Origin of the sequence: Xanthomonas sp. NCPPB 2922, from assembly GCF_041520885.1 — a bacterium.
Taxonomy (GTDB): domain Bacteria; phylum Pseudomonadota; class Gammaproteobacteria; order Xanthomonadales; family Xanthomonadaceae; genus Xanthomonas; species Xanthomonas campestris.
On sequence record NZ_JBGOFY010000002.1, the window covers coordinates 272,767 to 293,927 of the forward strand.

The following is a 21,161-nucleotide window of genomic DNA, read 5'->3' on the forward strand; positions in this document are numbered from 1 at the left end:
AGCTCCCATGACCAACCCGCTACTCGACTTTTCCGGACTGCCGTCCTTCGATGCGATCCGCCCCGACCATGTGGGCCCGGCGATCGATCAGCTGCTGGCCGATGCCGAGGCAGCGGTGAAGGCGGCCGAACAGGTCAGCCCGGTCAGCTGGGACAGCTTCGTGGTGCCGCTGGATGATGCCACCGAGCGCCTGTGGCGCGCCTGGGGCCAGGTCGGCCACCTGCAGGCAGTGATGAATACCCCCGAGTTGCGCGAGGCCTACAACAGCAATCTGCCCAAGGTCAGCCGCTTCGGCAGTGCACTGGCGCAGAACCTGGCCCTGTACGCGCAATACAAGGCGCTGGCCGCCTCGCCGGAAGCTGCGCACTACGACGAAGCCCGGCGCAAGGTACTCGACAACGCGCTGCGCGATTTCCGCCTGGGCGGCGCCGAACTGGACGACGCCTCCAAGGCGCGCTTTGCACAGATCCAGGAAGAGCTGTCCGGCCTGGCCGCCAGGTTTTCGCAGAACGTGCTCGACGCCACCGACGCGTGGGCGCATGTGACGCAGGACGAAACCCAGTTGTCGGGGCTGCCGTCCGAAGTGGTTGCCGCCGCGCGCGCGGCGGCGGAAAAGGACGGAGTTGCCGGCTGGAAATTCACCTTGCAGATGCCGTGCTACCTGCCGGTGCAGAGCGATGCCGACAGCCGCGAACTGCGCGCGCTGTTGTACCGCGCCAATGCCGAGCGCGCCTCCGAATTCGGCGATGCCGCGCTGGACAACAGTGCCACCATCCAGCGCATCCTGGCCCTGCGCGCCGAGCTGGCACAGCTGCTGGGCTTTGCCAGCTACGCGGACTATTCCATCGCCACCAAGATGGCGCAGAGCCCGGACGAAGTGATGGGATTTCTGCGCGATCTGGCCGTGCGCGCCAAGCCGTATGCACAACAGGATCGTGCCGAACTGGAAGCCTTTGCGCGCGACGAACTTGGCCTGGAACAGCTGGAAGCCTGGGACCTGGCGTATGCCGGCGAAAAGCTCAAGCAGGCGCGCTACAGTTTCTCCGAGCAGGAAGTGAAGCAGTACTTCACCGAGCCCAAGGTGCTGGCTGGCCTGTTCGATGTGATCCATAGCCTGTACGGCCTGACTGTCAAACCCGATAGCGCGCCGGTCTGGCACCCGGACGTGCGCTTCTATCGGCTGGAAGATGCGCAGGGCGCACTGGTGGGGCAGTTCTATCTGGATCTGTACGCGCGCGAAGGCAAGCGCGGTGGTGCATGGATGGATGACTGCCGCAATCGCCGCGAGACCAGTCAGGGCGTGCAGACGCCGCTGGTGTATCTGGTGTGCAATTTCGGCCGTGGCAGCGGCGATGCGCCGGCCACGTTCCGGCATGGCGAAGTCACCACGCTGTTCCATGAAATGGGCCACGGCCTGCATCAGTTGCTCACCCGTATCGGCGAGCTTGGCGTGGCCGGCATCAATGGCGTGGAATGGGATGCGGTGGAGCTGCCCAGCCAGTTCATGGAGAACTTCTGCTGGGAATGGGAGCGTGTGCAGGCGATGACCGCGCACGTGCAAACCGGCGAGCCGCTGCCGCGCAATCTGTTCGACCGGCTACTGGCCGCACGCAATTTCCAGAGCGGCATGTTCACCGTGCGTCAGCTGGAATTCGCGTTGTTCGACATGCAATTGCACAGCAATTTCGATCCGGCCCAGGACAGCGTGCTGGAGTTGATCGAGCGCGTGCGCGACGAAGTGGCAGTGAATCGCCCACCGGCGTGGAATCGCTTCCCGCATCAGTTCAGCCACATTTTCGCGGGCGGCTACGCGGCTGGGTATTACAGCTACAAGTGGGCCGAGGTGCTTAGCGCTGATGCCTACGCGGCGTTCGAAGAAGCGCCCGAACAGGTGGCCGACACCGGCGCGCGGTTCCGGCATGAAGTGCTGGCGCGTGGTGGCAGCCGCAGCGCAGCGGACAACTTCCGCGCCTTCCGTGGACGCGCGCCCAAGATCGACGCGCTGCTGCGGCACAACGGCATGGCGGGCTGAGCCTGCCAGGCGTGCGCCTGCCGTCGCTGGCAGGCGCTGCGTTCGCAGTGCATGCGTTCGCCGTGGAGTGCGGTGGTTTGTTTTATGGCGCATCACCCGGCAGCGCACCGGCGTTGCAGGTGCTTGCGGCCGGAGAGGGTGTGCCGTAAACCGGCGAGGCCTCCATCGCAAGGCGCGTCAAGCAAGAGATACGCGCAAATATCGAACGGACCAACCGCGAGCGGGCCGAGATCGATGCGGCCAGGCGCTTGCAGCGCAAGCGTGATCAGGCCCGTATGGCGTGCGGCAGCAGGCAGCGTGCGGCTGAGCAGAGCGCTTCCAGGTAGTCGAATGGGCAGCCCACCAGCGTCGGGACGGCGGTGGAAGATTGCGACCGATTGCGGGACGAATAAGGTGCTGCACCTGCGCTTTCGCGCAGGGCGGTAAAGCGTGATTGCACCTCACTGCGCTCACAGGTGCGTGTCGTCAACACGCATGCTGGCAGGGCTGCCCGGTGTAAGCATTTGCACCAAACGTCCCCGCACAGATGCAAGACAGGCAAGTCCTTGCACCGCGCGGACACGGATCGCATCTCCGCCTCCGCGTATCGGCACAACGCGATCACGCGCGTCCGCATGCCGCCATTACACCCGGCCGAACACCAGCACGCCGTTGGTGCCGCCGAAGCCGAAGCTGTTGGACATCACCGTGTTCAACGTCGCCTCGCGTGTAGCGCGCAGGATCGGGAAGCCTTCCGCGCGCGGGTCGAGTTCGTCGATATGCGCCGAGCCGGCCATGAAGCCATCGCGCAGCATCAGCATGCTGTAGATCGCCTCATGCACGCTTGCCGCACCCAGCGAATGACCAGACAACGCCTTGGTCGAGGACAGCGGTGGCACGTTGTCGCCGAACACCTCGCGCACCGCGCCCAGCTCGGTGACATCGCCCAGCGGGGTGGAGGTGCCGTGCGTGTTGAGATAGTCGATCGGGCGATCCAGCCCTTGCATCGCCATGTGCATGCAGCGCACCGCGCCCTCGCCACTGGGCGCGACCATGTCCGCGCCATCGGAGGTCACGCCGTAGCCCAGCAGTTCGGCATGGATGCGGGCGCCGCGCGCGATGGCGTGGTCGTAGTCTTCCAGCACCAGCATGCCGCCACCGCTGCCGATGACGAACCCATCGCGTTGCGCATCGTAGGGACGCGAGGCCACCGCCGGGCGATCGTTGAAGCCGGTGGACAACGCGCCCATCGCATCGAACATCACGCTCATGGTCCAGTGCAGTTCTTCGCCGCCGCCGGCAAACATCACATCCTGCGCACCATGCCGGATCAGATCCGCAGCCGCGCCAATGCAATGCGCCGAGGTCGCGCAGGCGGCCGACAGCGAATAGCTCAGGCCGCGGATCTTGAAGGCGGTGGCCAGCGAGGCCGAGACTGCCGAACACATCGTGCGCGGCACCATGTACGGGCCTACCTTGCGCACGCCGCGTGCGCGCAGCAGATCGGCCGTTTCCACCTGCCACTGGCTGGAGCCGCCGCCGGAGCCGGCAATCACGCCGGTGCGCAGGTCGCTGACCTGCTCGGGCGACAGGCCGGCATCGGCAATGGCATCGCGCATCGCCAGGTAGGCGTAGGCCGAGGCATCGCCCATGAAGCGCTTGAGCTTGCGGTCAATCAATCCGTCCAGGTCGATGTCCACCGCGCCGCCCACCTGGCTGCGCAGACCCGCTTCGGCATGGTCGGGTAATGCGGTGATGCCCGAGCGGCTTTCGCGCAGCGCGCTGGAGACCGTGTCCAGGTCATTGCCCAGGCACGAATTGATGCCCATTCCGGTGACGACAACACGGCGCATCAGAAATTCTCCGTCGAAGTGAACATGCCCACGCGCAGATCCTTGGCGGCGTAGATCTCGCGCCCATCCACCAACATGCGCGCATCGCTCTGTGCCATCACCAGCTTGCGGTTGATGACCCGGCTGATCTCGATTTCGTAGGTCACCAGCGTTGCGGTGGGCAGCACCTGGTCGGTGAATTTCACCTCGCCACAGCCCAGCGCGCGGCCGCGGCCCGGCGCACCGATCCAGGTGAGAAAGAAGCCGGTCAGTTGCCACATCGCATCCAGGCCGAGGCAGCCGGGCATCACCGGGTCGCCGATGAAGTGGCAATTGAAGAACCACAGGTCCGGACGGATATCGAGCTCGGCGCGGATCAGGCCCTTGCCGTGGCTGCCGCCGTTGTCGTTGATCTCGGTGATGCGGTCGAACATCAGCATCGGGTCGTTCGGCAGACGGCCGCTGTTGGGGCCGAACAATTCCCCGCGCGCGCTGGCCAGCAATTGGTCACGCGAGTACGCATTTTGACGAGTCATCACGAACGGTTTCCTGCAGGAGCAAAAGGCGAGGGCGGCAAGCGTGCATGAGCCCGTACGGTTCAATCAAACGTTTTATCCGTACGCATGCGTAGTGTTTTCAAGCAGTTGCGCACTGCAGCAACTGCGGGCCAACGACTGGCGCAAGGCATGAGACGCGGCTGATTTATCATGCGCAGCAAGACTATGCTGGGGAATCTGGCTTGATGCGCAAGATCGTTCACGTGGACATGGATGCGTTCTACGCGTCCGTGGAACAACGTGATGATCCGTCGCTGCGCGGCAAGCCGGTGGTGGTGGCCTGGCGCGGCGCGCGCTCGGTGGTGTGCGCTGCCTCGTATGAAGCACGCACCTTCGGCATCCGCTCGGCGATGCCGGCCGTACGCGCCGAGCGCTTGTGCCCGGATGCGGTCTTCGTGCCGCCGGATTTCGCACGCTACAAGGCGGTGTCGCGGCAGGTGCGCGAGATCTTTCACCGGCACACCGACCTGGTCGAGCCGCTATCGCTGGACGAAGCGTATCTGGACGTCACCGAAGCCAAGACCGGCATGCAGTTGGCCACGGAAATCGCGCAGCTCATCCGGACCCAGATCCGCGAAGAAACCCAGCTCACCGCGTCGGCAGGCATTGCGCCCAACAAGTTCCTGGCCAAGATCGCCTCCGACTGGCGCAAGCCCGATGGCCAGTTCGTGATCGCGCCCAGTCGCGTAGATGCCTTCCTGCTGCCGCTGCCGGTCAACCGCATTCCTGGTGTGGGCAAGGTCATGGATGGCAAGCTGGCGGCGTTGGGCATCGTCACCGTGAGTGATCTGCGCTTGCGGCCACTGGAAGAACTGCAGGCGCATTTCGGCAGTTTCGGGCAAAGCCTGTACCGGCGTGCGCGCGGCATCGACGAGCGGCCGGTGGAGCCGGACCAGGAAGTGCAATCGGTGTCTTCCGAGGACACCTTCAGTGAAGATCTGGCACTCGATGCGCTGGACCCGCACATCCAGCGCCTGGCCGAAAAGACCTGGCATGCGACGCGGCGCACCGAGCGGATCGGCCGCACGGTGGTGCTCAAGCTGAAGACCTCCAACTTTCGCATCCTCACCCGCTCGTATACGCCCGAGCAGCCGCCGGCGTCGTTGCAGGGGCTGGTCGATATCGCGCTGGGGCTGACCCGGCGCGTGGAGTTGCCGCCGGAGACACGTTACCGCCTGGTCGGCGTAGGCCTGAGCGGTTTTGCCGACCCCGAGCTACAGGCGGCGGTGCAGGGCGAATTGTTCGGCGAGGTGCCACAGCAGTAACGCGCTGACGCAGCCTGCGGCAACGACCGATGCCGCGGACGCACCCGCACGCATCGCGTTGATTGCAGCACTGCACTGACACGTCCTGAATCAGCCGCTTCGTACACTGCGCGCACCCCCACGCAAAGGCGACGCGATGTTTCCGTATCCGCTGGTGATCTTCGACCTGGATGGCACGCTGGTGGACAGCGCATCGGATATTGCCGAGGCCCTCAACGGCACCTTGCAGGAACTTGGCCTGCAGCAGTTTTCCGAAGCCACCGTGCGCAGCTGGATCGGCGAGGGTGTGCACACGCTGCTGGCCACCGCGTTGCGCGAAGCAGGCAGCGACCGCGATGTGGACGCCGAAATGCCGGTGATGATGCGCCACTACGAAGCCAGCCTGCTGCATCACCCGCGCTTGTATCCAGGCGTTGCCGAGGCCTTGCCTGCGTTGCGCAGCGCAGGCGCCACGCTGGCGTTATGCACCAACAAGCCGGCGCGTTTCATCCAGCCCTTGCTCGAACACCTGGGCATTGCGGCGCAGTTTGCGACGGTGCTCGGCGGCGATTCGTTGCCGCAACGCAAGCCCAGTGCAGCGCCCTTGCTGCATCTGGCGCAGCAGTTCCAGCATTCGCCCGCGCAGTGCCTGATGGTGGGCGACTCGGCCACCGACGCCGCGGCCGCGCAGGCTGCCGGCATGCCGTTGGCGATGGTGCGGTATGGCTATCTGCGTGGCTTCGATGTGGAGCATGCCGGCGCGGTTGCGGTGATCGACGACATGCGCGCGCTGCTCGTGCTGCACTGAGCACGCGCGTTGGTGAGTGACGGATAACGCGGCAAATCAGCGGTAATGGACGCGTCCTTTGCCGAGGTACATGACCCATGTAGCGCGCTGACGCAGTTTGCAATGAATCGCATATGTGTAGATGCGCGGATCGCGAGAGTGTCCGCGAGCGAGGGTTGAGGCCCACGCCCGGCGTGCGGCTGGACCAGTGCGGCCGGTGCAGCAACACCCTCAGTCCCAGCCTCATAGCGGCGCTTCGAGGACTGGGCCACGGGCAGACGTTAAGCGCTTCGCTCGTGCCGACCTTGCAGGCCGCAGCGGCGCGCTAGCGGCCCGTCACACACGCATATGCGCTACGTGCGGCCGCGTTACTCGTCGTGCGTGGCGGGTTGCGCGTCGTCCCCGGCCACGTCGGTGGCATCGTCTGCCAGCGCATCGCTGTCGGCGCGCGCGTAATGCACGGTTTCCACCGGGCCACCGACCGGGCGGCCACGTGCGGCCGGCAGCAGTGCGCTGGCGGCTTCGTATTCGGCCAGCAAGGCATGCCGGCGCGCTTCCGGCACTTCCTGCCAATGGCAATCGGCAAGCGCACCTTCCAGCGAATACAGCAGATTGAGGCTGGGCTTGAATCCGGCACGACGCACTTTTACAAACGCGCCAACCGCGCCCACGGCCTGCAGGTCCTGCTGGGTGCGCAGGCCCACCTGGCGTAGCCAGGCCGCGCTCTTGGGGCCGATGTTGCGCAGCCGTTCGGTGGTCACGTCAACGCGCCGACGAAGACCTGCGCGATGGCTTCGAGTCCGCGCTGGTCGTCCGCGTCGAAGCGGTCCAGTTCCGGGCTGTCCAGGTCGAGCACGCCGATCAGCGTGTCGCCTTGTACCAGCGGCATCACCAGCTCCGACCGCGACGCCGAATCACAGGCGATATGCCCGGGAAACGCGTCCACATCGGCGATGCGCTGAGTCTGCCGGGTACTGGCGGCCGCACCGCACACACCCTTGTCCAACGGGATGCGCACGCAGGCGGGCAGCCCCTGGAAGGGCCCCACCACCAATTCGCGGCCGTCGTAGAAATAGAACCCTGCCCAGTTGAGCGACGGCAGTGAATTGAAGATCAGCGCGGCCAGGTTGGCAGCGTTGGCGATCCGGTCCGGCTCGCCGTGCACCAGAGCCTGGGCCTGGGCGGTGAGCTGGGCATATTGTTCCGGCTTGCTGCCGGTCAGCGAAGAGGTGGCGAACATGCGCAAAGTCTAGCAGCGGCCATCCGCAGCGTCGTTGCGACGCAACGGAGCAGGCGCGCGGGCTGCAGGGCCGGCAGGACTCCAAGGGGCGCGCCGCGCACACGACCATCCCGGGCCGCGCGCCGCATGTGCCGCCCAGCCAAGCGGCCCGCCATGCATTGTTTCGTTTCAGAAGGCATGGCAGATGCCACGCAGGCGCGTGCAGCAAACGCCCGCACGGTATGCTGCGCGGCCTCTCCGGCAATGGCGGCGCGGCCGCAGGAACAGGTGCATGCAGTTTCCCGCCTTCTACGTCACTGGCACCGATACCGGCATCGGCAAGACCGTTGCCAGCACGGCCTTGTTGCATGCGGTGCGTGCACGCGGCCACACCGCAGTGGGCATGAAGCCGGTGGCCAGTGGCTGCGTCGCCACCCCGCAGGGTTGGCACAACGAAGACGCGTTGGCGCTGCAAGCCGCCAGCCAGCCGCAGCCGGACTACCCCACCCTCAATCCATATGCGTTGCCTGCGGCGCTGGCCCCGGAACTGGCTGCCGCCGATGTCGGCGTGACCCTGTCGCTGGCGCCGCTTCAGCAGGCCTTTGCGCAGCTGCGCGCGCAGGCCGAGGTGGTGGTGGTGGAAGGGGTCGGCGGCTGGGCGGCGCCGCTGAGTGCGCAGCTGGATCAGGCCGATCTGGTGCGCGCATTGCAGCTGCCGGTGGTCCTGGTGGTGGGCGTGCGCCTGGGCTGCATCAACCATGCGCGCCTTACCGCCGCGGCCATCGCCGCCGATGGCCTGCGCTGCATCGGCTGGATCGCCAACGAGATCGACCCGCAGATGGAGCGCATCGAGGACAACATCCGCATGCTCGGCCAGCGCCTGGCGATGCCGTGCTGGGGGCGCATTCCGTGGCGCCCCAACGCCCAGGCCGAGGGCCTGGCGCAGCACATCTGCCTGCCGGAGTGAGCGCAGCGGCCTTGTGCGCGGCCGCATCGAAAGGGCCGGCCGACGCCTGCGCCGGTCACCAGACAATAAAAAAGCCCGACAGAGGGAGGGATCTGTCGGGCCGGATTGCATGGGGGGAGGGACCCATGCAAAGACGCTGAATTTTGTGGCCGTTACTTGCGCCGGGTCTTGCCTGTCGCGCCGGTCTGATCGCTGCCGGTCTCGAACTGCTGCTTGGTAAACTGCCCAAGTTCGCTTGACATCTTCAGCCCCATGCCAACCACTTCCTGGTTGACCGACGCCAGACGTTCCAGGTTGTCGCGGGCCAGTTGCAGCCCTTTCGGCCAGAGCGTCTGGTAGGCGCCCAGGTCGCGCGCCTGCGCAAACTCACCGAAGAAGCTGGTGGTCGCGTTGACGTTCTGTTCCAGCGTGTCCAACGCCAACTGGTTGGCACGGGCTGCGGCAGAAGCAAACTGACTGGTGAAGCTGTTTTCGAACTGCGCCGACATCGCGAACCCCTTGGGGAATGCTGTGACCGTTTGTTGCGTTGCAGCATACGCGGATGTTGTTGCGATGCAACATGTTTCCTGAAAATTTTCCAACCGACCTGAAAAGTGGTTTCCAATCAACCGCTTGCGTTGCGCTCAAAACGAGAAAGGCCGCCTCGGAGGGCGGCCTTCGGTCACCATTTGCGCCAATCAACCGCGATAGCGGCAGCCGGAAGTGCAGGTCTCGTGCACCACGATTTCGCTCAACTGCGGCAAGGCCGGCTTGAGCTGCTGCCAGATCCAGATGGCCAGGCGTTCGCTGGTGGGGTTTTCAAGCCCCTCGATGTCATTGAGGTAGTGGTGATCGAGCCGGTCGTAGATCGGCTGGAAGGCAGCCTTGATGTCGCCGAAGTCCATGATCCAGCCGGTCTCGGCACCCGGTTCGCCGCTGACGTGCAGCTCGACCCGGAACGAATGCCCATGCAGCCGTGCGCACTTATGCCCCGGCGGAACGTTGGGTAGCCGGTGGGCGGCCTCGAGCGTAAATACTTTGAAGATATCCATGGCGTTGATCGGCAGGCGGGTACAGAGGAAGGGTGGGCCGGACATCGCCGGCGTCGGAATGGCTGACAGGACAAGGGCCGCATCGCGGCCCTTGTCGTTACCGTCAGTCGCGGGCGTTAGGCGCCGCGGCTGGCGGGCCGGCCACTGCCACCACGACCACCGTCGCGACGGCCGGCACCGGCGCCGGCAGTGGCCTGACGCGGCCCGCTGCTGCGCTGGCCACCCGGCTTCTTCGGGCCGGCATGCGCATGTGCCTGGCGCGGTGCGTCACCGTGCGGGCGACGGGCGTGGCTCTTGCGCGGGGCGCGATCGCCACCTGGCTGCTCGGCACGGCCCGGGGCGCTGTTGCCCCAGCGGATCGGGGTCTGCGGCTCGTAGCCCGGCACGTCGCGGATTTCCACGTCGCGGCCCAGCATGCGCACGATCTGACGCAGCAGCTTGGCTTCGTCCTGTGCCACCAACGAGATCGCCTCGCCGGTCGAACCGTTACGGCCAGTGCGGCCGATGCGGTGCACGTAGTCCTCGGCCACCATCGGCAGGTCATAGTTGATGACCTTCGGCAGCTGGTCGATATCGATGCCGCGCGCGGCGATGTCGGTGGCCACCAGCACGGTCACGCGGCCAGCCTTGAAGTCGCTCAGGGCACGCATGCGCTGGCCCTGGCTCTTGTTGCCGTGGATCGCCGCGGTCTTGATGCCGGACTTCTCCAGGAACAGCGCCAGCTTGTCGCTGCCGTGCTTGGTGCGTGCGAAGACCAGGGTCTGCTCGCGGCTGTCCTGCGCCAGCAGGTGCAGCAGCAGGTCGCGCTTGCGCGCGCCATCGACCGGGTGCACGCGGTGGGTGATGCTCTCGGCCACGGTGTTGCTCGGGGTGACCTGGATCTGCATCGGGTTGCGCATGAACTCCAGCGCCAGCTGCTTGATGTTCTCTTCGAACGTGGCCGAGAACAGCAGGGTCTGACGATCCTGGCGCGGCAGCTTGGTCAGGATGCGCTTGATCGACGGCAAGAAGCCCATGTCGAGCATGCGGTCGGCTTCGTCCAGGATCAGTACTTCGATGCCGGACAGGTCCACGCTGCGGCGCTCGATATGGTCGATCAACCGGCCCGGGCAGGCGATCAGCAGGTCCACGCCACGACGCAGCGCATCGAGCTGGTTGCCCATGCCCACGCCGCCGTAGATCACCGCGCTCGGAATGCGCAGGTACTTGCTGTAGCCGCGCAGGCTGTCGTGCACCTGGGTGGCCAGCTCGCGGGTGGGGGTCAGGATCAGCGCGCGCGGCTTGCGCGGGCCGTTGACCGGCTGCGGGGTGGTGCCCAGGTGCTGTAGCAGCGGCAGGCCGAACGCGGCGGTCTTGCCGGTACCGGTCTGTGCGCCAGCCAGCAGGTCATGGCCGGCCAGCACGAGCGGGATCGCCTGCTGCTGGATGGCGGTGGGGGTTTCATAGCCCTGCTCGGCCAATGCGCGCAGCAGGAAGGGCGCCAGGCCCAAGGATTCAAAAGACATCAGGAAGCTCCAAGTAAAGCGTCGCCACCAGGCAGAGCCCGGAGCGCAGACGCATTGCAGATGCAAAAAAGTGAGGCTCGGAGCGTTCCCGTGAACCGCGCTGCGAGATGGTGGAACAACCCAATCAAAGAGCGATGGGTTTGTCGGCACCACGAAAGGCGTCGGGTGGGGCGGGCGAGCGGATCGATCGATCCTGGCCTCGCCGGCGGTCCCTAAGGGAAACGGACGGCCGCATGCAGACCCGGCAAGTGTACGCCCGATTGGCGCGCTGCACAAAACTGTGTGATCGCGGTTGGGGAACGGGTCAGTTGTTTCAGCTGCAACCACGTGGCGCGGCAGGTCGTACAATCGGCGCTTCAGCCACAGCCGCAGGACGGTCATGAAGCTAGGTTCCCTGAAGGAAGGCGGCCGCGACGGCTGCTTGATCGTGGTCTCGCGTGACCTGACCAGCGCGGTGCGCGCTACCGGCATCGCGCCGACGCTGCAGCGCGCGCTGGAAGACTGGAGCAACGTGGCGCCGCGGCTGAACGCCCTGGCGGACTCCCTCGACGATGGCAGCGCCGATGGCGTGTTTGCGCTGGACATGCAGGCGCTGGCCGCGCCGCTGCCGCGCGCCTACGAGTTCGTCGATGGCAGCGCCTACCTGCCACACGTGGAGCGGGTGCGCCGCGCGCGCAACGCTGAAGTGCCCGAGAGCTTCTACACCGATCCGCTGATGTACCAGGCCACCAGCGCCGGCTTCTACGGCCCGCGCGACGCCATCAAGGTGATCAGCGAAGACCATGGCATCGATCTGGAAGCCGAATTGGTGGTCATCACCGACGACGTGCCGATGGGCGCCTCGCCTGAGCAGGCGGCTGCGCATATCCAGCTGATCGGCCTGGTCAACGATGTCTCGCTGCGCAACCTGATTCCGGCCGAGCTCGGCAAGGGCTTCGGCTTTGTGCAGTCCAAGCCGCGCTCGGCGCTGTCGCCGGTGTTTGTCACCCCCGACGAGCTGGGCGATGCCTGGCGCGACAACAAGGTGCATCTGCCGCTGATGACCCACGTCAACGGCGCCTGGTTTGGCGCGCCCGAGGCCGGCCACGACATGCAGTTCGACTTTGCCCAGCTGATTGCGCATGCCGCCAAGACCCGGCCGCTGTCGGCCGGCACCATTGTCGGCTCCGGCACCATTGCCAACCAGGACACATCCCTGGGCGCCTCCTGCTTTGCCGAGCAGCGCGTGGTGGAGACCTTGCGCGATGGCAAGCCGAGCACGCCGTTCATGGCGTTCGGCGATGTAGTGCGCATCGAGATGATGGACGCGCAGGGCCACAGCATCTTCGGGGCGATCGAGCAGCGCGTCGAACGCCAGCCGCTGCCATGAACCAGATGCCGATGCTCACGCACGCGGCAGGGCAGGGGCAGGCATGAGCGCGCCCCTGGAGCTGTTTTCGTATTGGCGCTCCAGCGCCGCTTACCGCGTACGCATCGGCCTGCAGCTGAAGGCGCTGGCCTATGTCGCGCACCCGGTGCATCTGGTGCGTGATGGCGGCGAGCAACACGCTGCCGCCTACGCGCAGCTCAACCCGCAGGAGCTGGTGCCGACGCTGCGGCACGGGCAGGTGGTGATCCCGCAGTCCCTGGCCATCCTCGAATACCTGGACGAGGCATTTGCGGACAGCGCGCCGCTGTTGCCGACCGGCCCCGCCGCGCGTGCGCGGGTGCGGGCGCTGGCACAGGTGATCGCTTGCGATGTGCACCCGCTCAACAACCTGCGCGTTACCCAATTCCTGGAGCACACCTGGGACGTCTCGCCAGCGCAGCGCCATCACTGGACTGCGCACTGGATGCAGCAAGGCTTGGCAGCGCTGGAAACCCACCTGGCGGGCGACGCACAGACCGGGCAGTTCTGCCACGGCGACACGCCGGGCCTGGCCGATTGCGTGCTGGTGCCGCAGCTCTACAACGCGCGCCGGTTCGCCGTGGAGTTGGCGCCGTATCCGACGCTGCAGCGGATCGAACAGGCCTGCCTGGCACTGCCGGCGTTCGATGCGGCACGGCCGGAAACGCAGCCTGACGCGGCAGTCTAGACGCGGAGAATGCCGGTCGCATCTGCCGTTCGGGCAGCCTTCCGCAATGCGGGGGGCGCAGAGCGATCGATGCGCGTGCGGCCGCTGATGCTCACGCCGGTCTACTGCAGGGTGCTGATCTGCGCCAGCGCTGCAGTGCCCTTGCCCGCCCACCCTCGCGGGACACGCTGCAAGGACGTCCTTCTAAGCGCTTACGTGGCATCCATGCCGCGTCAGGTCCCGCGACGGTGGGCGGGCAAGGACCAGTCAAGATGGTCGTTGCGCGTAACTATTCTCAAAGCAACCAGCAGACTTTCTGGTGCGGTGTCCTCGCCGATCGCGGGACCATGTGGCGGCATGGATGCCGCCACTGAGCCTCCACGGAAGGATTCACGGCGTGTCCCGCAAGCGGTGAGGGCACCGCGCCCTCGACCGACCAGGCGTTTTGCTCAGGACTTTTGACTGCATCCAGCAAGATGCGACCAATAAAACCACTGCGCTCAGCCAGGCAGGCGCACGCTACATTTTGTTGGTCGTTCTAAATAAACCCATGGCTGATCTTCGGCGCCGAGGCCGACTCGTAGTCGGCATACGGATCGTGCTCGCCGGAGCCGCCTTCGGAAAGACGGAATTTCAGCGCCAGGCCGTCGCGTGAATCGGCCGCGCGCAGCGCTTCCTCCTGCTCGATCTCGCCGGTCTTGACCATCCGGAACAGGCACTGGTCGAAGGTCTGCATGCCTTCTTCCAGCGATTCCTCCATCGCCTGCTTGACCTCGTGCACCTGCCCGCGACGCAGCAGGTCGCGGATCATCGGCGTGTTGAGCAGCACCTCGGTGGCCGGGCGGCGGCGCCCGTCCAGGCCCTTGACCAGGCGCTGGGACACCACTGCGCGCAGATTCAGTGCCAGGTTCATCAGCACGTTCTTGTGCGCGCTTTCCGGGAAGAAGTTGAGAATGCGCTCGATGGTCTGGTCGGCGTTGTTGGAGTGCAGCGTCGCCAGGCACAGATGGCCGGTTTCGGCGAAGGCGATCGCCGCTTCCATCGTTTCGGCGTCCAGGATCTCGCCGATCAGGATCACGTCGGGCGCCTCGCGCATCGCGTTCTTCAGCGCGCTCTGGAAGGCGTGCGTGTCCAGGCCCACCTCGCGCTGGTTCACGATCGACATCTTGTGCTTGTGCAGGTACTCGATCGGGTCCTCGATGGTGAGGATGTGCCCGGTCGTGGTGCTGTTGCGGTGGTCGATCATTGAGGCCAGCGAGGTCGACTTGCCCGAGCCGGTCGAACCGACCACCAGCACCAGCCCGCGCGGGGTCATGATGACGTCCTTGAGCACCTGCGGCAGGTTGAGCTCCTCGATGCTCGGGATCCGGCTGCGGATGGCACGGATGACCATGCCCACTTCGCCGCGCTGCTTGAACACGTTCACGCGGAAGCGCCCGGCGTCGGACAGAGCGATGGCCATGTTGAGTTCCAGCTCGCGCTCGAACTGCGGCACCTGGCCTTCGTCCATCAATGAGTAAGCGATTTTCTTGACCATCCCCGGCGGCAACCCCGTATTGCCGAGCGGGTAAAGCTTGCCTTCGATCTTGATGTACACCGGCGCGCCGGTGGTCAAGAACATGTCCGAGGCATTCTTTTCGGTCATCAGCTTCAGGAAGTAGCCGATATCCATGCGCAATGGTTCCCCAACAAACAGCAGCGTCTCGTTGCAAGTCCGCCGCAGGCTTCCGACAATGGCCGTGCTCGAGACTTCTCGCTACGGCTCCCCTAATGACGGCTAGCTTCGCATACTTGCGGCGATCCCTGTATGGCATCGCCTGTTTCATGGTTCTCTCCGCTCCCGCCGCCGCCCAGGTGGCGCCGGAGCTCACTGCCGCCGAACAGGCCGTGCAACGCGCCACCCAGGCCGATGCCGACCAATACGCCCCTGATCTGGTCAATCTGGCCCGCCAGGAACTGATGCAGGCCCAGCAGGCGCAACTGGACAAGCGCCAGCGCAAGCAGGTGCCACAGATCGCCCTGCGCGCCGCCGCCGATGCCGACCTGGCCAAGGCGCGCAGCGAAGAGGCGGTGGTCAGCGCCCAGCTGGAGCAACGCCGCAAGGAAGTGGCGCAACTGCAGAACAGCCTCAACACCGGGGAGGGCGGCCGATGAAACTGCGTCCCTTCCTCTATATCGGTGTGCTGAGCCTGGCCACGCTGCCGTCGCTGGCGATGGCGGCCAAGGACGACCCGCAGGCCGATGCGCTCAACCGCCGGCTGGCTGTGTTGCAGAACGATCCGCAGACCAGTGACCTGGCCCGCTACGAGCGCCTGCAGGCGCAACAGACCGTGGCGGCCCTGGCCGAGGCCAAGCGCCGCGACCGCGAAGAGCTGGTGTTCCTGGCCGACCGCCGGGTCGAGATTGCCGAGCTCACCGCCCGCACCGCACTGGCCCGGCGCGAGCTGGACCGTCTGGAAGGCACCCGCAACGACTTGCTGATCGAAGCCAGCCGTCGCGATGCCTCCCGCGCCCGGCAGGAGGCCGAACGCCTGCGGGTGCAGGCGCAGATCCAGGCCGAGGAAGCCGAGCGCATGCGCCAGGCGGCCGAGCAGGAAACCCTGGCGCGCCAGGATGCCGAGCTGGCCCTGACCAGCGTGGCCGGCAAGCAGACCGCCAAGCTCAACGCGGCCCAGCAAAAGGCCTTGCAGCTCGCCCACGAAGAGGCCGAACTGGTGGCCGGGGCCAAGCTGCCGTCGTCCAAGGTCGATGGCCGCGGCGAAGTGTTCTCGCTCGGCAGCGACGCCTTTGGCGGCAAGACGGCCCTGGCCGGTGCCGGTTCCGGCCAGGCCAAGGCGCTGGCCGAGTACCTGCAGATCGGCAAGAAGGGCCGGGTCACCATCGTCGGCTACGACAGCGACGCGGCCACGGCCAAGAAGCGTGCCGAGGCGCTTCGCGATGCCCTGGTCGCCGGTGGCGTTGCCGCCGCGCGCTTGCAGGTCAGTGGCACCAAGGGCACCGCCAGCAAGTCGCGTGCGGCTGAGGTCGTTGTGCTGCCGTAGGCCAAGTGGTTGAAGTTAAGGTCTTTTAACCGGCGGATGACGCCCGGTTGAACCGCGGTCACTGATTGACGCGGGGAACGGCAAAAGCAGCCGTTTCGGCCTTGAACGCCCCCCGCGACCGGCGTAGGGTCGTACCTCCAGGCAGCAACTCCGCTGCCTGGAAAAGTACGGAGGGCCGGGCCAGTGACGCAGAGGCACGCAGCGACGCAACGCGGTGGAATGGTTGGTGGTGGTTCCGCCCATGTGTCGGCCTTTGCAACGCGTTGGTCTTCCATCCCAAAGCTGCGCCCCGTGCCTTTGCTGGCCGGGGCGTTCTTGTTTTAAGTGAAGGAGGTAACGCCATGTTCGAAGGGCAACCGCAGACCGAAATCGACGCATTGATGAAGTCCGATCCCGAGTTCAAGCAGCTCTACCAACGGCACAAGCTCTTGAACAAGAAATGCATGGATGCCGAACTCGGGGTGCTCCCGATCGACGACGTGACCTTAGGCCAGATGAAACGCGAGAAATTGCAGGCCAAAGAGAAACTCACCCGGATGTACGACCAACTCACGCACTGATCCTCTCCCACTGCTAAGAACAAGTTCACCGTCGCGGGCGGTGGCGGCCTCCTCGTCGGCTTGCCACCGTCCGCGTCGCCTTTTCTGGCAGCCGCTCGTTGCAGGGCAGCGCGGCTGATGTACACCCGCGTTCATCGGCGCGCTCAATCGCTTCCTGTCTGAATGAGCATTCCCCGGCGGTTCGTCGGATAATGACCGGTCTAGCCCGCGCGGCGCAGCGACGATATCCCGATGGCGATCCATTCCTCCGTACTCGAACTGATTGGCAATACGCCGATCGTCAAGGCCCAGCGCCTGGACACCGGTGTCTGCGAACTGTTCCTCAAGCTGGAGGCATCCAATCCGGGCGGCTCGATCAAGGACCGCATCGGCTTGTCGATGATCGAAGCGGCCGAACAGCGCGGCGACCTGAAGCCCGGCGCCACCCTGGTGGAAGGCACGGCCGGTAACACAGGTCTTGGCTTGGCGCTGGTCGCGCAGCAGAAGGGCTACCGCCTGATCCTGGTGGTGCCGGACAAGATGAGCCGCGAGAAGATCTTCAATCTCAAGGCGATGGGCGCCGATGTGGTGCTGACCCGCTCGGACGTGGCCAAGGGGCACCCGGAGTATTACCAGGACCTGGCCGCCAAGATCGCCTCGGAGACCCCTGGCGCCTACTTCATCAACCAGTTCGGCAACCCGGACAACCCGGCCGCGCATGAGTTCGGTACCGGGCCGGAAATCCTGGCGCAGATGGACGGCCAGCTGGACGCGATCGTGTTCGGCTGCGGCAGCTCCGGCACCATGACCGGCCTGTCGCGCGCCTTCGCCACTGCTTCGCCGCAGACCGAACTGGTGCTGGCAGACCCGGTGGGCTCGATCCTGACCCAGTACATCGAAGAGGGTACGGTGAGCGAGAAGTCTGGCAGCTGGTTGGTCGAAGGCATCGGCGAGGATTTCCTGCCGGATATCTCCGATTTCTCGCGGGTGAAGAAGGCCTATTCGATCAGCGATGCGGAAAGCTTCCACACCGCGCGCGAGCTGCTGGCCAAGGAGGGCATTCTCGGCGGCTCGTCCACCGGCACGCTGCTGGCCGCAGCGCTGAAGTACTGCCGCGAGCAGACCACGCCCAAGCGCGTGCTGGTGTTCGTCTGCGATACCGGCAACAAGTACCTGTCGAAGATGTACAACGACTATTGGATGCTGGACAACGGCTTCCTGGAGCGCGAACAGCACGGCGACCTGCGTGACCTGATCCTGCGCCCGTACAACAAGCGCGACACCGTGGTGGTGGGTCCCAAGGACCTGCTGACCACGGCCTACCAGCGCATGAAGCTGTACGACGTCTCGCAGTTGCCGGTGATCGATAATGGCGAGCTGGTCGGCATCGTCGATGAGAGCGATGTGCTGCTGCATGTGTATGGCGACGAAGCACGGTTCCGCGACCCGATCTCCACTGCAATGGTCAGCAAGCTCGACCGTCTGGACGTGGCCTCGCCGATCGAAGCGCTGCTGCCGGTGTTCGATCGCGGCCAGGTCGCCATCGTCATGGACGGCAACCAGTTCCTGGGCCTGATCACCCGTATCGACCTGCTCAACTACCTGCGCCGCCGCGTGCAGTAATGCGTGCCGCCGCCGTGCGTGCTCGCATGAGACGCACGGCATGGGCCATTCAGGCCTGCTTGCTACAATCCGCCACTTTTTCCGGGAACCTCCATGTCCAACCGCACCGCAAACAGCCACGATGGCGAGCGCGCGCTGTCGCTCGCAACGCTGGCGATCCATGGTGGACAGTCGCCGGACCCCAGCACCGGGGCGGTGATGCCGCCGATCTACGCGACGTCCACCTATGCGCAGTCCAGCCCGGGCGAGCATCAGGGCTTTGAGTACTCGCGGACCCACAACCCCACGCGTTTTGCCTATGAGCGCTGTGTTGCCGTGCTGGAAGGCGGCACCCGCGGGTTTGCCTTCGCCTCCGGCATGGCCGCGACCTCCACGGTGATGGAATTGCTGGACGCCGGCAGCCACGTGGTGGCGACCGATGACCTGTACGGCGGCTCGTTCCGCCTGTTCGAGCGTGTGCGTCGCCGCACCGCCGGCCTGGACTTCAGTTTCGTCGACCTCACCGACCCGGCCGCGTTCGAGGCCGCGATCCGCCCGATCACCAAGATGGTCTGGATCGAAACCCCGACCAACCCGATGCTCAAGCTGGTCGACATCGGCGCCATTGCGGCGATCGCGCGCAAGCATGGCCTGCTGGTGGTGGTGGACAACACCTTCGCCTCACCGATGCTGCAGCGCCCGCTGGAGCTGGGCGTTGACCTGGTGGTGCATTCGGCCACCAAGTACCTCAACGGCCACTCGGACATGGTGGGCGGCATCGCCGTGGTCGGCGACAACGCCGAACTCGCCGAACAGATGGCCTTCCTGCAGAACTCGATCGGCGGCGTACAAGGCCCGTTCGACAGCTTCCTGGCCCTGCGCGGGCTCAAGACCCTGCCGCTGCGCATGCGCGCGCACTGCGAAAACGCCCTGGCGCTGGCGCAGTGGCTGGAGACCCACCAGGCGATCGAAAAAGTGATCTACCCCGGCTTGGCCTCGCACCCGCAGCACGCACTCGCCAAGCAGCAGATGTCCGGCTTCGGCGGCATCGTCTCGATCGTCCTCAAGGGCGGCTTCGAGGCAGCCAAGCGTTTCTGCGAAAAGACCGAACTGTTCACCCTTGCCGAATCGTTGGGTGGTGTGGAAAGTTTGGTGAACCATCCCGCCGTCATGACCCATGCCTCGATCCCTGTGGCCCGCCGTGAACAGCTAGGCATCAGCGATGCGCTGGTGCGGCTGAGTGTGGGGGTTGAGGATGTGGGGGATTTGCGGGGGGATTTGGAGCGTGCGCTTGAGGCGTCTCAGTCTCCATGACAGATTCTTCGCAACGTCAGGGCATCGTCGCCTCCTGGCGGAACGGTCTGGCTGGACTGCATCTGCAGGCGTGGGTGCGTCGGCAGACATGGCTGCAGCGCTTCTACCGGATGTTTCCGACCAGCTTGCGCGGCAGGGTATCCGCCGCACTGTCCGCTCGCTCGGTCATTCAGACGCGTTTCCAGCGTACGTCGGCCTGGGAGCGTGCGGCCGGTGAGGCCCGTGCATCCCTGGATGCAGAGATGCAAAATGCTCCGCCAACTCCGACGCCTACGGTTGCGGCAGGAATCAATATTCTTGGCTACATCCGTGGAGAGTTCGGGCTGGCAGAAAGTGCCAGGATGTACGCTCGTGCGCTGATCAATGCGGGCGCCTCGGTGTCTCTGTATGACCTGGATATGGGGCTTCCCCACTCCTGGCGGGACCGCAGTATGGATGCCTTCATCGATCAGCGCATGCCGCATCGCGTCACCATCGTGTTCGTGAATCCTGACTATCTGGAGGCCGCCTTCGAACAAGTTGGTCGCGCCAGACTGGCTGGTCATTACGTGATTGCCTGCTGGTTCTGGGAGCTGGAAGTAATCCCGAGTACTTGGCTACGCGCCATTGAGCTTGTAGACGAGATCATGGTTGCGTCACAGTTCATTGAAAGCGCGTTTCGGCACGTGACGGATAAACCGATCATGCGAGTGCCTCTACCGGTATCGGACTTGCGGGACAGCGGTCTGCAGCGAGAGGACTTTGGCCTGCCGGCTGGCAAGTTCACCTTTCTTTTTAGCTTCGATTTCCATTCGGTTGCTGCCAGAAAAAATCCGCAAGCCGTGGTACACGCTTTTCAGCAAGCGTTTCCGAACAAGCGCGATGATGTGCACCTTGTGTTGAAGTCCAGTAACGGCCACATGTATCCCGAACAGATGCGCGAACTTCTCGCGCTTGTGGTGGGAGATGCGCGTATCCAGCTTCGGGATGAGGTGATCGACAAAATGCATGTTCGTGCGCTTCAGCGTTGCTGCGATGTCTATGTCTCTCTGCATCGCGCCGAGGGCTTCGGTTTGGGTCTGGCCGAATGCATGTCGTTGGGCAAGCCCGTTATCGCAACCGGATGGTCGGGCAATATGGAATTCATGACCGAAAGTAACTCCGTGCTTGTTCCGTACGATCTGGTGCCTGTTGCTGGAAGATACCCCGAATCTGAGGGCGCGCAGTGGGCCGAGCCGAAAGTTGCAAGGGCAGCCGACGCCATGCGTCGCCTCGCGGATGACCCGGAATATGCGCGAGCCATTGGCGAGGCTGCAAGAAGAGACGTCGGTTTGAAGCTGGCTCCAGACAGGGCGGCCCAGGCTATTTTGTTCAGGACTGCGAATGTCTTAGCGGCAAGTTGAGGCGCGGCTGCCATACCGTGTTCCTGATGTTGACGCCGGCCGCTTACCAAGTAGTGACTATTTCAGAGGTAGCAAC

At 65.1% G+C, this 21,161-nt stretch carries 20 protein-coding genes; 12 read left to right on the forward strand and 8 right to left on the reverse strand.

Features of this window, described 5'->3' with window-relative positions:
• Positions 1-7 precede the first annotated feature (7 nt).
• A complete protein-coding gene (locus ACD584_RS03775) occupies positions 8-2,032 on the forward strand; it encodes a M3 family metallopeptidase (protein WP_076036465.1) in 2,025 nt (674 codons plus the stop codon).
• Positions 2,033-2,655: 623 nt separating this feature from the next.
• Here ACD584_RS03775 and fabB read toward each other — a convergent pair.
• Together fabB and fabA are read right to left on the reverse strand one after the other, a co-directional pair.
• Positions 2,656-3,864, reverse strand: coding sequence for a beta-ketoacyl-ACP synthase I (gene fabB, locus ACD584_RS03780; protein ID WP_070691733.1), 1,209 nt, complete (start codon positions 3,862-3,864; stop codon positions 2,656-2,658).
• On the reverse strand, positions 3,864-4,379 hold the full coding sequence (gene fabA / locus ACD584_RS03785; protein WP_076036464.1) for a 3-hydroxyacyl-[acyl-carrier-protein] dehydratase FabA: 516 nt from the start codon (positions 4,377-4,379) through the stop codon (positions 3,864-3,866). Before fabA ends, fabB begins: the two co-directional genes overlap by 1 nt.
• Positions 4,380-4,585: 206 nt before the next feature.
• Here fabA and dinB point away from each other — a divergent pair, with 206 nt between their 5' ends.
• Both dinB and ACD584_RS03795 read left to right on the forward strand, forming a co-directional pair.
• A complete protein-coding gene (dinB, locus tag ACD584_RS03790) occupies positions 4,586-5,665 on the forward strand; it encodes a DNA polymerase IV (RefSeq protein WP_042596505.1) in 1,080 nt (359 codons plus the stop codon).
• A gap of 136 nt (positions 5,666-5,801) precedes the next feature.
• On the forward strand, positions 5,802-6,452 hold the full coding sequence (locus ACD584_RS03795) for a phosphoglycolate phosphatase (protein WP_076036463.1): 651 nt from the start codon (positions 5,802-5,804) through the stop codon (positions 6,450-6,452).
• Between the two features lie 347 nt (positions 6,453-6,799).
• Here ACD584_RS03795 and ACD584_RS03800 read toward each other — a convergent pair whose 3' ends face one another.
• Together ACD584_RS03800 and ACD584_RS03805 are read right to left on the reverse strand one after the other, a co-directional pair.
• Positions 6,800-7,192 carry a TfoX/Sxy family protein gene (locus ACD584_RS03800; RefSeq protein ID WP_011035830.1) on the reverse strand — a complete coding sequence of 131 codons (393 nt, stop codon included), beginning with the start codon at positions 7,190-7,192 and terminating at the stop codon, positions 6,800-6,802.
• On the reverse strand, positions 7,189-7,671 hold the full coding sequence (locus tag ACD584_RS03805; protein WP_019237988.1) for a GAF domain-containing protein: 483 nt from the start codon (positions 7,669-7,671) through the stop codon (positions 7,189-7,191). The genes ACD584_RS03800 and ACD584_RS03805 overlap by 4 nt, the downstream gene beginning before the upstream one ends.
• Positions 7,672-7,942: 271 nt before the next feature.
• Here ACD584_RS03805 and bioD point away from each other — a divergent pair, with 271 nt between their 5' ends.
• Positions 7,943-8,617 (forward strand): dethiobiotin synthase, encoded by a 675-nt coding sequence (gene bioD, locus ACD584_RS03810; protein ID WP_070691739.1) that lies wholly within the window; start codon positions 7,943-7,945, stop codon positions 8,615-8,617.
• Between the two features lie 152 nt (positions 8,618-8,769).
• On the opposite strand, the gene ACD584_RS03815 is transcribed toward bioD, so the two are convergent.
• The 3 genes from ACD584_RS03815 to ACD584_RS03825 all read right to left on the reverse strand — a co-directional run bounded on the left by ACD584_RS03815 (position 8,770) and on the right by ACD584_RS03825 (position 11,153).
• The gene (locus ACD584_RS03815) at positions 8,770-9,105 is read right to left on the reverse strand and encodes a phasin family protein (RefSeq protein WP_076036462.1); all 336 of its coding nucleotides are present in this window, start codon (positions 9,103-9,105) and stop codon (positions 8,770-8,772) included.
• A gap of 189 nt (positions 9,106-9,294) precedes the next feature.
• Positions 9,295-9,648 (reverse strand): 6-carboxytetrahydropterin synthase QueD, encoded by a 354-nt coding sequence (gene queD, locus ACD584_RS03820; RefSeq protein ID WP_008576903.1) that lies wholly within the window; start codon positions 9,646-9,648, stop codon positions 9,295-9,297.
• 116 nt (positions 9,649-9,764) lie between these two features.
• Complete coding sequence (locus ACD584_RS03825; protein WP_011035834.1) at positions 9,765-11,153, reverse strand: DEAD/DEAH box helicase; 1,389 nt, start codon at positions 11,151-11,153, stop codon at positions 9,765-9,767.
• A 379-nt stretch (positions 11,154-11,532) separates the two neighbouring features.
• Here ACD584_RS03825 and ACD584_RS03830 point away from each other — a divergent pair, with 379 nt between their 5' ends.
• Positions 11,533-12,522 carry a fumarylacetoacetate hydrolase family protein gene (locus ACD584_RS03830; protein WP_076036461.1) on the forward strand — a complete coding sequence of 330 codons (990 nt, stop codon included), beginning with the start codon at positions 11,533-11,535 and terminating at the stop codon, positions 12,520-12,522.
• A 43-nt stretch (positions 12,523-12,565) separates the two neighbouring features.
• Positions 12,566-13,228, forward strand: a complete 663-nt coding sequence (maiA, locus tag ACD584_RS03835) for a maleylacetoacetate isomerase (RefSeq protein WP_076036460.1) — start codon at positions 12,566-12,568, stop codon at positions 13,226-13,228.
• A 517-nt stretch (positions 13,229-13,745) separates the two neighbouring features.
• Here maiA and ACD584_RS03840 read toward each other — a convergent pair.
• Entirely contained in the window at positions 13,746-14,879 is a 1,134-nt protein-coding gene (locus ACD584_RS03840; RefSeq protein WP_012439300.1) for a PilT/PilU family type 4a pilus ATPase, read from the reverse strand.
• 98 nt (positions 14,880-14,977) lie between these two features.
• Between ACD584_RS03840 and ACD584_RS03845 the strand changes: the two genes are divergently transcribed.
• From ACD584_RS03845 to ACD584_RS03870, 6 genes are all read left to right on the forward strand, one after another.
• Positions 14,978-15,361: a DUF4398 domain-containing protein gene (locus ACD584_RS03845; RefSeq protein WP_011035838.1), complete on the forward strand. Its 384-nt coding sequence runs from the start codon at positions 14,978-14,980 to the stop codon at positions 15,359-15,361.
• Entirely contained in the window at positions 15,358-16,248 is an 891-nt protein-coding gene (locus ACD584_RS03850) for a hypothetical protein (protein ID WP_076036459.1), read from the forward strand. Before ACD584_RS03845 ends, ACD584_RS03850 begins: the two co-directional genes overlap by 4 nt.
• A gap of 341 nt (positions 16,249-16,589) precedes the next feature.
• The gene (locus tag ACD584_RS03855) at positions 16,590-16,808 is read left to right on the forward strand and encodes a YdcH family protein (RefSeq protein WP_019237985.1); all 219 of its coding nucleotides are present in this window, start codon (positions 16,590-16,592) and stop codon (positions 16,806-16,808) included.
• A 231-nt stretch (positions 16,809-17,039) separates the two neighbouring features.
• The gene (locus ACD584_RS03860; RefSeq protein WP_011035841.1) at positions 17,040-18,410 is read left to right on the forward strand and encodes a pyridoxal-phosphate dependent enzyme; all 1,371 of its coding nucleotides are present in this window, start codon (positions 17,040-17,042) and stop codon (positions 18,408-18,410) included.
• A 93-nt stretch (positions 18,411-18,503) separates the two neighbouring features.
• Positions 18,504-19,703 (forward strand): cystathionine gamma-synthase, encoded by a 1,200-nt coding sequence (locus ACD584_RS03865; protein ID WP_076036457.1) that lies wholly within the window; start codon positions 18,504-18,506, stop codon positions 19,701-19,703.
• Positions 19,700-21,085 carry a glycosyltransferase family 4 protein gene (locus ACD584_RS03870; RefSeq protein ID WP_014506552.1) on the forward strand — a complete coding sequence of 462 codons (1,386 nt, stop codon included), beginning with the start codon at positions 19,700-19,702 and terminating at the stop codon, positions 21,083-21,085. Before ACD584_RS03865 ends, ACD584_RS03870 begins: the two co-directional genes overlap by 4 nt.
• Positions 21,086-21,161 lie beyond the last annotated feature (76 nt).